The following is a 13296-nucleotide window of genomic DNA, read 5'->3' on the forward strand; positions in this document are numbered from 1 at the left end:
TGAGTATTTCTGCCATAAAGAAACCCGGGGGCGCGCGATGCTGAAGTTCGAAAAGCGCCCGCAGCCCTCGCGGCTCTGGACATGGGTGACGCCGCTTCTGGCGGTGGTGATCACCATGTTGGCGGGGGGCGCGCTTTTTGCGGCACTTGGCAAGGACCCGGTCGAGGCGATCGCCACGATCTTCTGGCAGCCGCTATTCGGTGAGTTCGCGTTTTATTACCGCCCGCAGCTTTTGATCAAGGGCGCGCCGCTGATCCTGATTGCCATCGGCCTCAGCCTCGGGTTTCGGGCGGGGATCTGGAATATCGGGGCCGAGGGGCAGTATATCGTCGGCGCGCTGACCGGCGCGGGGGTGGGGCTGGCGTTTTACCCCACCGAGAGCGTGCTGGTGTTTCCGCTGATGGTGCTGGCCGGGGCGCTTGGCGGCTGGGGATGGGCGATGATCCCGGCGGTGTTGAAATTGCGCTTTGGCACCAATGAAATTCTGGTGTCATTGATGCTGGTTTATGTGGCGGAGCAGTTGTTGGCCGCCATGGCGCTCGGACCGATGAAGAACCCCGAGGGCATGGGCTTTCCCGGGTCGCGCAACCTGCGGCAATACGAGAGCGCGCATAACGCCGAACTGATCACAGGAACAGGCATGCATTGGGGCGTGGTGGCGGCGTTTATCGCGGTGATCTTTGCCTATGTGCTGCTGACGCGTCATTCTCTGGGCTATCACATCCGCCTGACCGGGCAGGCGCCGCGCGCCGCACGCTTCGCCGGGGTGCGCCCGGCGCGGTTGGTGCTGGTGTGCCTTGGCACCGCCGGGGCGCTGGCGGGGCTTGCAGGTATGTTCGAGGTGTCCGGCCCTGCGGGCCAGGTGAGCATTGATTTCAACGCGGGCTATGGGTTCACGGCGATTATCGTCGCCTTTCTCGGGCGCTTGCACCCGTTGGGCATCCTGCTGGCGGGGCTTTTGATGGCGCTGACCTATATCGGCGGCGAGATCGCGCAATCCAACATGGGCCTGCCTGCCGCCGCGATTCAGCTGTTCCAAGGCATGCTGCTGTTTTTCCTGCTGGCGGTGGATGTGCTGACGAATTACCGCATCCGACTGGCTAGGCGGGAGGTGGCGTGATGGATATGGGATCGATCAGCCCTGAACTGCTGCTCGCCTCGCTGATGGTCGCGGCGACGCCGATCCTGCTGGCCGCCCTGGGCGAGTTGGTGGTGGAGCGCGCGGGCGTGCTCAATCTCGGGGTCGAGGGGATGATGATCACCGGGGCGATCTGCGGGTTCGCGGTGGCGGTCAATTCCGGCTCGCCTGCCATCGGCTTTGTCGCGGCGGCGGGGGGCGGCGCGGTGCTGGCACTCTTGTTCGCCTTGCTCACGCAAGTGGCGCTGGCCAATCAGGTGGCGAGCGGTTTGGCGCTGACACTCTTTGGCCTGGGCCTGTCATCGCTGCTGGGACAGGGCTATGTGGGGATCAAGCCGCCGCCGGTGGCCAAGCTGGATATTCCCCTGCTCGGCGATATCCCGTTTTTGGGCCGGGTTCTCTTTTCGCATGACCTGATGGTCTATCTGGGCCTCGCGCTGGTGGGGCTGATCTGGTGGGTGCTCAAGTACAGCCGTGCCGGGCTGATCCTGCGCGCGGTGGGTGAGAACCATGACGCGGCCCATGCGCTCGGCTACAAGGTGGTGCGCATAAGGGTTGCGGCGATCCTTTTCGGCGGGGCCTGCGCCGGGCTGGGCGGGGCCTATATCAGCCTCATTCGTGTGCCCCAGTGGACCGAAGGCATGACGGCGGGTGCCGGGTGGATCGCGCTTGCGCTCGTGGTCTTCGCCTCGTGGAAGGCGGGGCGGGTTCTGCTGGGGGCGTGGCTCTTTGGCGGGGTCACGGTGCTGCAGCTCAATCTTCAGGCCGCTGGCTTTGCCATCCCGGTCGAATATCTTTCCATGTCGCCCTACTTGATCACCATCCTCGTGCTGGTCATCATGGCAGGCGACAAATCACGCGCGCCCGCCTCGTTGGGCCGCATCTTTCACGCCTCGCAATAAGATCAATCACAGGGAGACCCCGCATGAAACTCACGCATCTTCTGACCTCGGCCGCGCTCGCGCTTGGCCTTGCGACCACGGCCGTGGCGCAGGACAAGACCAAGGTCGGCTTTATCTATGTCGGTCCCATCGGTGATGGCGGCTGGACCTATGAGCATGACAAGGGGCGCCTGGCCATCGAGGAGCACTTTGGCGATCAGGTCGAGACCGTCTATCAGGAAAGCGTGCCCGAAGGCGCAGATGCCGAACGCGCGATCACCCAGATGGCGCTTCAGGGTGCGGATCTGATCTTTACCACCTCCTTTGGCTTCATGGAGCCGACGGTGGCTGTGGCCGAGAAATTCCCGAATGTGAAATTCGAGCACGCCACCGGGTACAAGACCCTGCCCAACCTCTCGACCTATTCGGCGCGATTCTATGAGGGGCGCGCGGTGCAGGGCCATATCGCGGGCAAGATGACCAAGTCGAACATCGTCGGCTATATCGCCTCGTTTCCGATCCCCGAGGTCATTCGCGGCATCAACGCGGCCTATCTCCACGCCAAAAAGGTCAACCCCGAGATCGAGTTCAAGATCATCTGGGCCTATACGTGGTTCGACCCGGCGAAAGAGGCGGATGCGGCCACGGCCCTGATCGAGCAGGGCGCAGACGTGATCCTGCAACATACCGATTCGACCGCCCCGCAAGCGGCAGCGGAAAAGGCCGGCGACGTCATTACCTTCGGGCAGGCCTCGGACATGGCGGAATACAAGCCCCTGCCGCGGGTGAGTTCGATCATCGACAACTGGTCGCCCTATTACATCGCGCGCACGCAGGCGGTGATTGACGGCACATGGGAGAGCCAGCAGGTTTGGCAGGGCATCGACAAGGGCATGGTCGAGATCGGCGAGATCACCGATGCGGTGCCTGCGGATGTGAAGGACGAGGCGCTCGCGCTCAAGCAGGCGATGGCGGAGGGCGAACATCACCCCTTCACCGGCCCGATCAACCGGCAGGACGGCAGTGCCTGGCTGGCCGAGGGCGAGGTCGCCGATGACGGCACGCTTCTGGGGATGGATTTCTATGTCGAGGGGATCAGCGGGCAAATCCCGAACTGATACGCATCCATATGCCGAACCAAAGCCCCGCCTCGTCCGGCGGGGCTTTTTCTTGGGCTCAGTTCACCCGCTTTTCCAGCACGAGGAAGGTCATCATCCCCATCGGCGGGAGGTCGCGGCGGGTGATCAGGTGCAGGCGCGGGTCTTGCAGGACAGTGTCGATCTCGAAATCCGAATGCCAGCCCAGAACCCGTTCGAGCGGCGCGGCGGCGCGGGCGAGACCGGCCCAGACCCCGCGTTCGTGCCGAAAATGGTTGGTGATCACCACCTGCCCGCCGGGGCGCAGGACGCGGGCGATTTCTGTCATCACCTGTTCGGGTTCGGGCACCACCGACAGGACGTGCATGGCAGCGACGGTGTCAAAGCTGGAGTCGGGAAAATCGAGGCTGCGCGCATCCATCTGGTGCAGCGCCTCGACATGTTTCAGACCGCGCCTCGCCACACGCGCGCGGGCCTTGCGCAGCATATCATCGCTGTAGTCAAAACCTGTGACCTGAAGGGCAGGATCATAGGCCTCGAGCGAGAGACCGGTACCGACCCCCACCTCGAGCACGCGCCCGCCGCGCGCGTTGATATGGCGCACCGCCTCGCGCCGCCCGGCATGGGTGATCCGGCCAAAGGTCGCATCATAGACCGGCGCCCATCGGGCGTAGGAGTTCCTTACCGCATCAAGTTCCATCGCTCACCTCATTGCACCACTCAACCAGATCGGTCCTTTGGGTACCAGATCAAGGCCGCCCAGATGACAATCGCGACATAGGCTAGACACATCACGATCAGCGCGGCCCAGGTGAAAAGCACGAGCGCGGCGGCGACGCAGGCAAAGCCCAAGAGGAAGAACTTGACGTTCTCGCGCGAGATTTTGGTGCGCTTGAACGACCAGACAGGCACCGGTGAGATCATCAGCAGGCCGACGCCCGCCATGTATATCCCGACAAGGATCGCAGGCGGGTGCGGCATGCCCGGCACGGCAAAGGTCACGAACATCGGCAGCATTGCCAAAAGCGCGCCTGCGGGCGAGGGGAGACCTTCGAAATAGGCCCCCGAGCCACCCTTGCCGCCCTCTTCCTTGGCGCTGACGTTGAAGCGCGCGAGGCGCATCACGCAGCAGATGGCGAAGAACAGCACCGCGATCCAGCCCGCGTGACGCGCGTCCTGCAAGCCCCAGTAATAGATCACCAGCGGGGCCGCGACGCCGAAATTGAGGAAGTCGGCCAGTGAATCGAGCTCGGCCCCCATGGCGCTACTGCTGCGCAAGAGCCGCGCCAGACGCCCGTCGAGCCCATCGAGCACGCCTGCGATCAGAAGAAGCTGCACCGCGCGCACATAATCGCCCTGGACCCCCAGCCTGATCGCCGTGACACCCGCGCAGATCGCCGCCACGGTCAGCATGTTGGGCAGAAGCTGCGCCAGCGTAACCTCCTTGCGGGGAGTATTGCGCGGGGGTTTTGTCACGTCTCGAGCTCCGCCATCACCGTTTCGCCTGCGACCATGGTCTGCCCCACGCGCACCTGCGGCACGATCCCTTCGGGTAGGTAGACATCGAGACGCGACCCGAAGCGGATCAGCCCGAACCGCTCGCCGCGCGAGAGCGCGCCGCCCTTGCCGACGAAACAGACGATGCGCCGCGCCACCAGCCCGGCGATTTGTACCACGGGCAGCAGGCGGCCATCGTCCATCTCGATCACGATGCCGTTGCGCTCGTTATCGGCACTCGCCTTGTCGAGCGAGGCGTTGAGAAACTTGCCCGGGCGGTACGCGACGGCACGGACCTTGCCCGCCACCGGGGCGCGGTTCACGTGACAGTTGAAGACGCTCATGAACACGCTCACCCGGGTGAGCGGGGCATCTGCCAGGCCCAACTCGGCGGGCGGCACCGCAGGCTCGATCAGCGAGACGATGCCGTCTGCCGGGCTGACGATCAGGCCGGGGCGCTGCGGGGTCACGCGCTCGGGGTCGCGGAAGAAATAGTAGCACCAGACGGTGAGGCCGACGCCCACCCAGCCCAGCACATCCCAGAGCATGAACAGGACCAGCGTGATCGCGGCAAAGATCGCGACGAACTTGCGCCCCTCGGGGTGCATCGGCTTGATGAAGGTTTCGTGCATCTTCATGCGGGGTGGGCTCCTTGGGGCGCATTCACTCCGCATCCGCCTATGACTCTTGCCCGCGAGATGCAAGGTGGCACCTTTTCTTCGCAAGGCGCGCATGGCAATGTTCACTCTATGAGCACAGAGATCACTTCCCCCGACGGAACCCCGGCCAGCCGCTTTGCCTTTGGCACCATGCAATTCGGCGATGCAGCGGATGAGAGCGCCTCCCGCGCCATGTTCGACGATTGTCTCGCGGCGGGGATCACCCATTTCGACACCGCGCATCTCTATACCGATGGCGCGTCCGAAACCCTGCTGGGCCAGTTCGCGGCACCGCATCGCGACCGGCTGGTGATCGCCACCAAGGCGGGGTATTCGGGCGGGGCCGGGGCCGACAATCTCCGCGCGCAGTTCGATCTCTCGCGACGGCGGCTCGGGATGGATCATGTCGATATTCTGTATTTGCACCGGTTCGATCCCGACACCCCGCTTGAGGAAACGCTGGAATGTTTCGCGGACCTGAAGTCGCGCGGCCAGATCAGCCATGTGGGTCTGTCGAATTTCGCGGCCTGGCAGGTGATGAAGGCGGCCTGTATCGCGGCGCGGTTTGATCTGGCAATCTCGATCCTGCAACCGATGTACAGCCTCATCAAACGGCAGGCCGAGGTGGAAATCCTGCCGATGGCGGCCTCTGAGGGCATGGTCGTGGCCGGGTATTCGCCGCTGGCGGGCGGGCTGCTCACCGGCAAGTATGCGCGCGGCGAGACCGGGCGGCTGACGGGTAATGAACGCTATGCTGTCCGCTACGGTCAGGACTGGATGCGCGAGGCAGCTGTCGCTTTGGTCGAAATCGCGGCAGAGCTTGGCACCGACCCCGCGACGCTTGCCGTAGCATGGGCCGCACGCCATCCTGCCGGGCCTGTGCCGCTCATCTCGGGCCGCTCGGCGGCGCAGATCGCGCCGTCGCTGGCTGCGATTGCGTTCGACTTGGATGACGCGCTTTATCAGCGTCTTGCAGCACTTACCCCCGCGCCGTCGCCTGCGACCGACCGCACGGAAGAAGCCTGAGATGAACGGCCCGCGCCCCTTGCCGCCTTCCGCCTCGGTGGCGCATCCGGGTGAGGGGGCGAAACTGCACGCACCTTCGGCGGAGCGCAATTCGGCGGCGATTGCCGCAGCTCTGTGTGAGATCGCGCCCAAGACGGGGCGCGCGCTGGAAATTGCCAGCGGCACCGGGCAGCATGTGGTGGCCTTCGCCGCTGCGATGCCGGGCCTGATCTGGCAACCGACCGAGATCGACCCTGCGCGGCGTGCGAGCATCGACGCCTATGTCGCCGAGGCAGGTCTGCCCAATCTGCGGGCCGCCATGGCGCTCGATGCGACCGAAGCGGACTGGGGCAAGGCGCAGGCGGGTCAGGCGCTGATCGTGCTGATCAACCTTCTGCATCTCATCAGCACGCCCGAGGCATGCCAGATCATCGCGGAGGCGGCGCAGGCGCTTGCCCCCGGCGAACGCTTTGCGCTCTACGGGCCGTTTCTGCGCGACGGGCAGGCCACGTCCGAGGGCGACGCGCGGTTTCATGCAAGCCTGAGGGCGCAAGACCCGGCCATCGGATACAAGGATCTGGCCGAGGTGGAGGAATGGCTACGCGAGGCGGGTCTGACCCTGCATCCGGTTCGCCACATGCCCGCCAACAACCTCTTTCTGGCGGCTGAGCGTCCCGGCTGATCTGGATCAAGGCCAAGCCGCGGCAAGGGTGGTTTTGCAGGTGCAACCGCAGCCACCGAAAGGCCCTGACATGAGCTGGTCCAAGACCATCGACACCACCCGTGAGGATTTGCGCACGCTCAACGCGCTCATCCCCGATACTGCCCGCGCCTTTGGCGGGCTTGGCAAGGCCGTCAAGGAAGGCGGCATGCTCGACTTCAAGACCAAGGAATTTGTGGCGCTTGGTATCGCGGTGGCCACCAAATGCGAGCCCTGTATCGGGCTGCATATGGAGGCGCTGATCCGCGCAGGGGCGACCCGCGAAGAGGTCGGCGACGTGCTCGCCATGGCGATCCAGATGGGCGGTGGCCCGGCGATGATGTATGCCGCCAAGGCGATCACCTGCTATGACGAGTTGAGCCAAGGTTAGGCATCCGTGCGCCGGGGCGGCGGAAACTTCCCCTTTGTCATAGGATGGATCCATGCTTGGCTGACAGTATTGATTAACCAGTGACAGGAGTCAGCCAATGTCGATCATGAAACTTCTCCAGCAGGCGCAGGGCGGTCAGGGTCTGGGGCAACTTGCCTCGCAGCTCGGGCTCGATCAGGGCACTGCGGATCAGCTCACTCGAATGCTGGCCCCGGCCATTGGATCCGCCGCCAAGCAACGGGTGCAGCAGGGCGGTATGGAAAATGTTCTGGGCGCCATGCGCGGCGAGGGGCAGGCGCAGATGTTCGACGATGCCTCTGTCGCAGCCAGCCCGGACGGTCAGGCACAGGGCATGGCGTTTCTCGAGCAGATCATGGGCGGACGGCAAGAGGCCGAGGGCCTTGCGCAGGAGGCAGCAAACCGGGCCGGAGTGGATGCGGGTACGGTCAGCCAGTTTCTGCCCGCGCTTGCCGCGATGGCGCAAGGTGGTTTGCAGAAACAGATGCCCGACAGCGAGATCGACGGCATGATGCAGGCCGGCGGGTCTTCGGGCGGGGGCCTGATGGGGATGATCGGCGGGTTGATGGGCGGCAAGGCCGGGGATCAGCAAAGCGGCGGCCTCGGTATGCTGAGCCAGATGCTGGATGCCGATGGCGACGGCTCGCCGCTTGACGATATTCTGGGCAAGTTCATGCGCTGAGGCACGAGATATTTGCGAAACGGGCTGATCTTTTCGGCCCGTTTCGGGTAACCTTTGGTGAACCTCATTGCTCTAGGGTCTTGCCTGATGTTGCGCGTCTTTATCATTTGCCTGATCAGCCTGATCACCCCTTCTGTTTCGGCGGAGTGGTTTGGCGATTACGATCCAGTGGATTTCGGGCCGCGCGGTCCGGCCAGCTATGCGGTGCACGGCATCGACGTGGCGCGGTTCCAGAATGAGATCGACTGGCGGCGCGTGGCGCTCTCCGGGGCCGCATTTGCCTTTATCAAGGCGACCGAAGGCGGCGATCTGAAAGATCCGCAATTCGACCGCAACTGGCAGCTGGCGGCGCGCCACGGTGTGCCGCGCGGGGCCTATCATTTCTACTATTTCTGCACGGCACCGGAGGTGCAGGCGCGCTGGTTTATCCGTAATGTGCCGAAACGCGGCAAGGCCTTGCCGCCTGTGCTCGACATGGAATGGAACCCGTTTTCGCCCACCTGCACGGTGCGTCCGCCGGGGGGCGAGGTCCGGCGTCAGGCCGAGATCTTCCTCGATATCGTCGAGCGTCACTACGGCCAGCGCCCGATCATCTACACCACGCCGGAATTCTATGCGCAGACCGGCATCGGACAGGTACGGGCGGAATTCTGGCTGCGCTCGGTGGCGAAAACGCCCGATCAGGTCTATCCCGGTCACCCTTGGGTGTTCTGGCAATATACCGGCACCGGGATCGTGCCGGGGGTTGAGGGAGGCGTTGATATCAACGTGTTTCGCGGGTCAGTGGGCGCTTGGCGCAGGTGGTTGCGCCAGCACGAAAAATGAGGGGGCACCCGAAGGTGCCCCCTGCTTGTTTCACCCATCCTTGCGAATGGTCTCGTTCTTCGGGTCATAGGGGCTGTCGCAGGTGACTGTCGCCTCCCAGAGCCGGTCGAGCATCTTGACCTGCAGCTTCGTGCCCTCAACCGCCAGTTCGGGTTTGACGTAGCCCATGCCGATGGATTTCCCGAAGGCCACCGAATAGCCGCCCGAGGTCAGGCGACCGACGCGGGTGCCGTCCTCGGTATAGAGCACTTCGCGGCCCCAGGGATCGGCATCTTCGGGCCCGTCGATCAGCAGTGTGCAGCATTTCACCCGCACGCCGGTTTCGACCAGCTTGGCCTTGCCGCGGAACTCCTTGTCGAGATCGACAAAGCGGGGCAGGTCGGCCTCCAAAGGCGTGGCGTCGCGGCCCAGTTCATTGCCGAAGGCGCGATAGGATTTCTCCTGCCGCAGCCAGTTTTGCGCGCGCGCGCCGACCAGCTTCATCCCATGCTTTTCGCCCGCCTTTTCGAGCAGGTCGAAGAGGTAGTTCTGCATCTCGATCGGATGGTGCAATTCCCAGCCCAACTCGCCGGTATAGGCGACGCGGATGGCGTTGACCGGGCACATGCCCAGTTCGATCTGCCGCGCGGAGAGCCAGGGGAACCGCTTGTTGGAGAGCGCCGTTGCCGGGTCGGCGTCCTTGATCACCTCAAGCAGCACGTCGCGCGATTTCGGACCGGCGATGGCGAAGACGCCCCATTGCGTGGTCACGTCCTGAATCTCGATATAGCCGAATTCGGGGGCCATGTCCTCGGCCGCCTTGCGCAGGTAATCGGCGTCGTATTCCGTCCATGCTCCGGCGGAGACGCAGTAATATTCGTGCTCCTTCAGGCGCACGATGGTGTATTCCGTGCGGGTCGTGCCGTGATCGGTGAGCGCATAGGTCAGGTTGATGCGGCCCACTTTCGGCAGCTTGTTGCAGGTGAACCAGTCGAGGAAGGCGGTGGCCCCCGGCCCCTTGATCACGTGCTTGGTAAAGGCGGTGGCGTCGATCAGGCCGACGCCCTCGCGGATCGCCTTTGCCTCGTCCACGGCATGTTGCCACCAGCCGCCCCGGCGGAAGCTGCGGGCGTCATGGTCGAAGGTGTCGGGTGCGCCCACGGGGCCATAGTAATTGGGCCGCTCCCAGCCGTTGACAAAGCCGAACTGCGCGCCGCGCGCCTTTTGTCGGTCATAGGCCGGGACGGTGCGCAGCGGGCGGGCGGCGGGGCGTTCCTCGTCAGGGTGGTGGAGGATATAGACGTGGTCATAGGCCTCCTCGTTCTTGCGCGCCGCGAACTCGGTGGTCATCCAGTTCGAGGAATAGCGTTTGGGATCAAGGCTCGCCATGTCGATTTCGGCCTCACCCTCGACCATCAGCTGCGCGAGGTAATAGCCTGTGCCGCCAGCAGCGGTGATGCCGAAGGAGAAGCCCTCAGCCAGCCACATGTTGCGCAGCCCCGGCGCGGGGCCGACCAGCGGGTTGCCGTCGGGCGTGTAGCAGATCGGGCCGTTGAAATCGTCCTTGAGACCGCTTTCCTCGCAGGACGGGATGCGGTGGATCATCGCCATGTATTGCTCTTCGATCCGCTCCAGATCGAGCGGGAAGAGGTCGGCGCGGAAACTGTCGGGCACGCCGTATTCAAAGCAGGCGGGCGCGTTCTTCTCATAGACCCCGAGAATCCAGCCGCCACGCTCTTCGCGCACGTAGGATTGCGCATCGGCTTCGCGGATCACCGGGTGTTCCCGCCCGCCATTCGCGCGATAATCGACGAGTGCCTGGTCCTTGTCCATCACGATGAACTGATGCTCTACCGGGATCGCGGGGATCTTGATTCCGAGTTTCTTGGCGGTGGTCTGCGCATGGTTGCCGGAGGCTGTCACGACATGCTCGGCGGTGATCACGATCTGCTCGTCCGAGGGCACGAGGTTGCCGCCCTTCTCGACCATCTTGATGCAGGTCACCTCCCACGCCGCGCCATTCCAGTGGAACGCATCGGCCTGCCATTTGCGCTCGATCATCACGCCACGCTGGCGCGCGCCCTTGGCCATCGCCTGCGTCACGTCGGCGGGGTTAATGTAGCCATCCTCGGTGTGATAGATCGCGCCCTTGAGGTCGGAGGTCTCGATCAGCGGCCAGCGCTCCTTGATCTGCTCCGGCGTCAGCCATTCATAGGCCACGCCGCAGGTCTCGGCGGTGGAGGCGTAGAGCATGTATTCGTCCATGCGCGCGTCGGTCTGCGCCATGCGCAGGTTGCCGACCACGGCGAACCCGGCGTTGAGCCCGGTCTCTTCTTCCAGCGTCTTGTAGAAATCGACCGAATACTTGTGGATATGGGTCGTGGCGTAGGACATGTTGAAGAGCGGCAGGAGTCCCGCCGCGTGCCATGTCGAGCCCGAGGTCAGCTCGTCGCGCTCCAGCAGCATGACATCGTCCCAGCCCGCCTTGGCCAGATGATAGGCGATGGAGGTGCCGACGGCACCGCCGCCGACGACGAGGGCTTTGACTTGGGTTTTCATGGCATGCGACTCCCTTGGGGTATGCGGTGTTTGGGCGATCTTTATCAGTCCTGCCAATCCGTGCGAAATTCAGCCGACACAAAGCCGCCCAAAAGCGACGTTTGCCGCCCTCGCCGGTGCAAAACTGAGTTGTGGATTTCCCCTGCCAGCCTTGCTAGCTTGCGCCGCAACGCGAGACAATCGAAAGACCGCCATGAGCGCCACTGCCCAGAAATCCGCCCCGCTGCCCGATGACATAAGGGCGATGAAGGGCGGGACGCCCATCGTCAGCCTGACCGCCTATACAACGCCGATGGCCCAGATGATGGACGAACATTGCGATTTCGTTCTGGTGGGCGACAGCGTGGGGATGGTGCTGCACGGTTTGCCATCGACGCTTGGCGTGACGATGGAGATGATGATCCTGCATGGGCAGGCGGTGGCGCGGGGGCTAAGCCGTGCCATGATGGTCGTCGACATGCCGTTCGGGTCTTACGAGGAAAGTCCGGCACAGGCGTTCCGCAATGCAGCAAAGCTGATGGCGGAAACGGGCGCGGCGGCGGTCAAGCTCGAAGGCGGGCGACACATGGCTGAAACAATCGGCTTTCTGGTGGCGCGAGGTGTGCCGGTGATGGCGCATATCGGTCTCACGCCGCAATCCATCAATACGCTCGGTGGCTACAAGGTGCAGGGTCGGGGGGCAGCGTCAGAGGCGCTTGTGGCGGACGCGCGCGCCGTCGATCAGGCGGGAGCATTCTCGGTGGTGCTGGAAAAGGTGCCCGCGACGCTGGCCGACGAGATCACCGCCGCGATCAGCATTCCCACCATCGGCATCGGGGCTTCGGCGGGGTGCGACGGGCAGATTCTCGTGGTCGATGACATGCTCGGCCTCTTTACCGCGTTCAAGCCGAAATTCGTCAAGCGATACGGCAATTTGGGCGCGGATGGTGAGGCGGCGATCACGGCCTATGCCGAGGAGGTGCGCAGTCGCCGCTTTCCCGCGCCGGAACATGTGTTTTCCGACAAGGCACCCAAGGCATGACTGCCCCGATTCTGCGCGCGCTGAGTGACCTGCGCGATCTCACCCGTCCCTTCACCCGCGCGGGCGAAACCATCGGCGTCGTGCCCACCATGGGCGCGCTGCATGACGGGCATCTGTCGCTGGTGGCGGCGGCCAAGGCGCGTTGCGACCGGGTGATCGTGACGATCTTCGTCAATCCCAAGCAGTTCAACAATCCCGAGGATCTGAAGAATTATCCAAGGACCGAGGTCGAGGATGCGCGCAAGCTGGAGCGTTTTGGCGTCGATGCGCTCTGGGTGCCGGATGGCGACCAGATGTATCCCGCGCATTTCGCGACCACGGTGTCGGTGTCCGGCCTGACCGACGTGATGGAGGGGGCCTGGCGTCCCGGTCATTTCGATGGGGTGGCCACGGTGGTGACCAAGCTTTTCACCCAGACCGCTGCGACCGATGCGTTTTTCGGCGAGAAGGATTTCCAGCAATTCATGGTGGTGCGGCGCATGGCGCGGGATCTGGATATTCCGATCACCGTGCATGGCTGCCCGACGATCCGCGACATCGACGGGTTGGCGCTGTCGTCGCGCAACCTGCTACTGTCCGACCGGGCGCGCACCAAGGCACCCGTACTCTTCGAAGAGATGGAAAAGATTGCCGAGGGCTTGCGCGCCGGAGACGCGTTCGCCGGGTTGCAGGAGCAGGCCAAGGCCCGTTTGGAGCGGGCAGGGTTCACCGGGGTCGATTACCTCGACCTGCGGGCGCAGGACGATCTTGCGGCGCTCACCACCCCCACGCGCCCGGCGCGGCTGTTTGCGGCGGCGTGGCTGGCGGGGGTGCGGCTGATCGACAATATCGCGGTGGACTGAGG

At 64.0% G+C, this 13296-nt stretch carries 14 protein-coding genes; 10 read left to right on the forward strand and 4 right to left on the reverse strand.

Annotated elements, in window-relative coordinates:
• Window positions 1-37 precede the first annotated feature (37 nt).
• The 3 genes from PVU19_RS01775 to PVU19_RS01785 are packed head-to-tail and all read left to right on the forward strand — an operon-like array spanning window position 38 to window position 3137.
• Window positions 38-1120, forward strand: coding sequence for an ABC transporter permease (locus PVU19_RS01775; protein ID WP_050662306.1), 1083 nt, complete (start codon window positions 38-40; stop codon window positions 1118-1120).
• Window positions 1120-2040 carry an ABC transporter permease gene (locus PVU19_RS01780; RefSeq protein WP_050662305.1) on the forward strand — a complete coding sequence of 307 codons (921 nt, stop codon included), beginning with the start codon at window positions 1120-1122 and terminating at the stop codon, window positions 2038-2040. The genes PVU19_RS01775 and PVU19_RS01780 overlap by 1 nt, the downstream gene beginning before the upstream one ends.
• Window positions 2041-2063: 23 nt before the next feature.
• Complete coding sequence (locus PVU19_RS01785) at window positions 2064-3137, forward strand: BMP family ABC transporter substrate-binding protein (protein WP_050662304.1); 1074 nt, start codon at window positions 2064-2066, stop codon at window positions 3135-3137.
• 58 nt (window positions 3138-3195) lie between these two features.
• Here PVU19_RS01785 and PVU19_RS01790 read toward each other — a convergent pair whose 3' ends face one another.
• From PVU19_RS01790 to PVU19_RS01800, 3 genes are read right to left on the reverse strand one after another with little or no spacing between them, the layout of a single operon-like run.
• On the reverse strand, window positions 3196-3816 hold the full coding sequence (locus PVU19_RS01790; protein WP_050662303.1) for a class I SAM-dependent methyltransferase: 621 nt from the start codon (window positions 3814-3816) through the stop codon (window positions 3196-3198).
• Between the two features lie 20 nt (window positions 3817-3836).
• Window positions 3837-4529, reverse strand: a complete 693-nt coding sequence (locus PVU19_RS01795) for a CDP-alcohol phosphatidyltransferase family protein (RefSeq protein WP_050662330.1) — start codon at window positions 4527-4529, stop codon at window positions 3837-3839.
• Window positions 4530-4588: 59 nt separating this feature from the next.
• Window positions 4589-5251: a phosphatidylserine decarboxylase gene (locus tag PVU19_RS01800; protein ID WP_050662302.1), complete on the reverse strand. Its 663-nt coding sequence runs from the start codon at window positions 5249-5251 to the stop codon at window positions 4589-4591.
• Window positions 5252-5362: 111 nt separating this feature from the next.
• On the opposite strand from PVU19_RS01800, the gene PVU19_RS01805 reads away from it, so the two are divergent.
• The 5 genes from PVU19_RS01805 to PVU19_RS01825 all read left to right on the forward strand — a co-directional run bounded on the left by PVU19_RS01805 (window position 5363) and on the right by PVU19_RS01825 (window position 8893).
• Complete coding sequence (locus PVU19_RS01805; protein ID WP_050662301.1) at window positions 5363-6298, forward strand: aldo/keto reductase; 936 nt, start codon at window positions 5363-5365, stop codon at window positions 6296-6298.
• A gap of 1 nt (window position 6299) precedes the next feature.
• Window positions 6300-6959 carry a DUF938 domain-containing protein gene (locus tag PVU19_RS01810; protein ID WP_050662300.1) on the forward strand — a complete coding sequence of 220 codons (660 nt, stop codon included), beginning with the start codon at window positions 6300-6302 and terminating at the stop codon, window positions 6957-6959.
• Between the two features lie 70 nt (window positions 6960-7029).
• Window positions 7030-7368, forward strand: coding sequence for a carboxymuconolactone decarboxylase family protein (locus PVU19_RS01815; protein ID WP_050662299.1), 339 nt, complete (start codon window positions 7030-7032; stop codon window positions 7366-7368).
• Window positions 7369-7465: 97 nt separating this feature from the next.
• The gene (locus PVU19_RS01820; RefSeq protein WP_235575757.1) at window positions 7466-8068 is read left to right on the forward strand and encodes a DUF937 domain-containing protein; all 603 of its coding nucleotides are present in this window, start codon (window positions 7466-7468) and stop codon (window positions 8066-8068) included.
• 87 nt (window positions 8069-8155) lie between these two features.
• Window positions 8156-8893 (forward strand): glycoside hydrolase family 25 protein, encoded by a 738-nt coding sequence (locus PVU19_RS01825; RefSeq protein WP_050662298.1) that lies wholly within the window; start codon window positions 8156-8158, stop codon window positions 8891-8893.
• Window positions 8894-8923: 30 nt separating this feature from the next.
• Here the strand turns inward: PVU19_RS01825 and PVU19_RS01830 are convergent, their stop codons facing one another.
• Window positions 8924-11431 (reverse strand): GcvT family protein, encoded by a 2508-nt coding sequence (locus PVU19_RS01830; protein WP_050662297.1) that lies wholly within the window; start codon window positions 11429-11431, stop codon window positions 8924-8926.
• Window positions 11432-11624: 193 nt separating this feature from the next.
• Between PVU19_RS01830 and panB the strand changes: the two genes are divergently transcribed.
• Together panB and panC are read left to right on the forward strand one after the other, a co-directional pair.
• Complete coding sequence (gene panB / locus PVU19_RS01835; protein WP_050662296.1) at window positions 11625-12452, forward strand: 3-methyl-2-oxobutanoate hydroxymethyltransferase; 828 nt, start codon at window positions 11625-11627, stop codon at window positions 12450-12452.
• Window positions 12449-13294, forward strand: coding sequence for a pantoate--beta-alanine ligase (gene panC / locus PVU19_RS01840; RefSeq protein WP_050662295.1), 846 nt, complete (start codon window positions 12449-12451; stop codon window positions 13292-13294). The genes panB and panC overlap by 4 nt, the downstream gene beginning before the upstream one ends.
• Window positions 13295-13296: the final 2 nt, after the last annotated feature.

It is taken from the genome of Roseovarius tolerans, assembly GCF_028885395.1.
GTDB classification, from domain to species: Bacteria; Pseudomonadota; Alphaproteobacteria; order Rhodobacterales; family Rhodobacteraceae; genus Roseovarius; species Roseovarius tolerans.

Coding starts and splice junctions, on each gene's coding strand:
- PVU19_RS01775 (WP_050662306.1), top strand. CDS start 38: ATGCTGAAGTTCGAAAAGCGCCCGCAGCCCTCGCGGCTCTGGACATGG.
- PVU19_RS01780 (WP_050662305.1), top strand. CDS start 1,120: ATGGATATGGGATCGATCAGCCCTGAACTGCTGCTCGCCTCGCTGATG.
- PVU19_RS01785 (WP_050662304.1), top strand. CDS start 2,064: ATGAAACTCACGCATCTTCTGACCTCGGCCGCGCTCGCGCTTGGCCTT.
- PVU19_RS01790 (WP_050662303.1), bottom strand. CDS start 3,816: ATGGAACTTGATGCGGTAAGGAACTCCTACGCCCGATGGGCGCCGGTC.
- PVU19_RS01795 (WP_050662330.1), bottom strand. CDS start 4,529: ATGCTGACCGTGGCGGCGATCTGCGCGGGTGTCACGGCGATCAGGCTG.
- PVU19_RS01800 (WP_050662302.1), bottom strand. CDS start 5,251: ATGAAGATGCACGAAACCTTCATCAAGCCGATGCACCCCGAGGGGCGC.
- PVU19_RS01805 (WP_050662301.1), top strand. CDS start 5,363: ATGAGCACAGAGATCACTTCCCCCGACGGAACCCCGGCCAGCCGCTTT.
- PVU19_RS01810 (WP_050662300.1), top strand. CDS start 6,300: ATGAACGGCCCGCGCCCCTTGCCGCCTTCCGCCTCGGTGGCGCATCCG.
- PVU19_RS01815 (WP_050662299.1), top strand. CDS start 7,030: ATGAGCTGGTCCAAGACCATCGACACCACCCGTGAGGATTTGCGCACG.
- PVU19_RS01820 (WP_235575757.1), top strand. CDS start 7,466: ATGTCGATCATGAAACTTCTCCAGCAGGCGCAGGGCGGTCAGGGTCTG.
- PVU19_RS01825 (WP_050662298.1), top strand. CDS start 8,156: ATGTTGCGCGTCTTTATCATTTGCCTGATCAGCCTGATCACCCCTTCT.
- PVU19_RS01830 (WP_050662297.1), bottom strand. CDS start 11,431: ATGAAAACCCAAGTCAAAGCCCTCGTCGTCGGCGGCGGTGCCGTCGGC.
- panB (WP_050662296.1), top strand. CDS start 11,625: ATGAGCGCCACTGCCCAGAAATCCGCCCCGCTGCCCGATGACATAAGG.
- panC (WP_050662295.1), top strand. CDS start 12,449: ATGACTGCCCCGATTCTGCGCGCGCTGAGTGACCTGCGCGATCTCACC.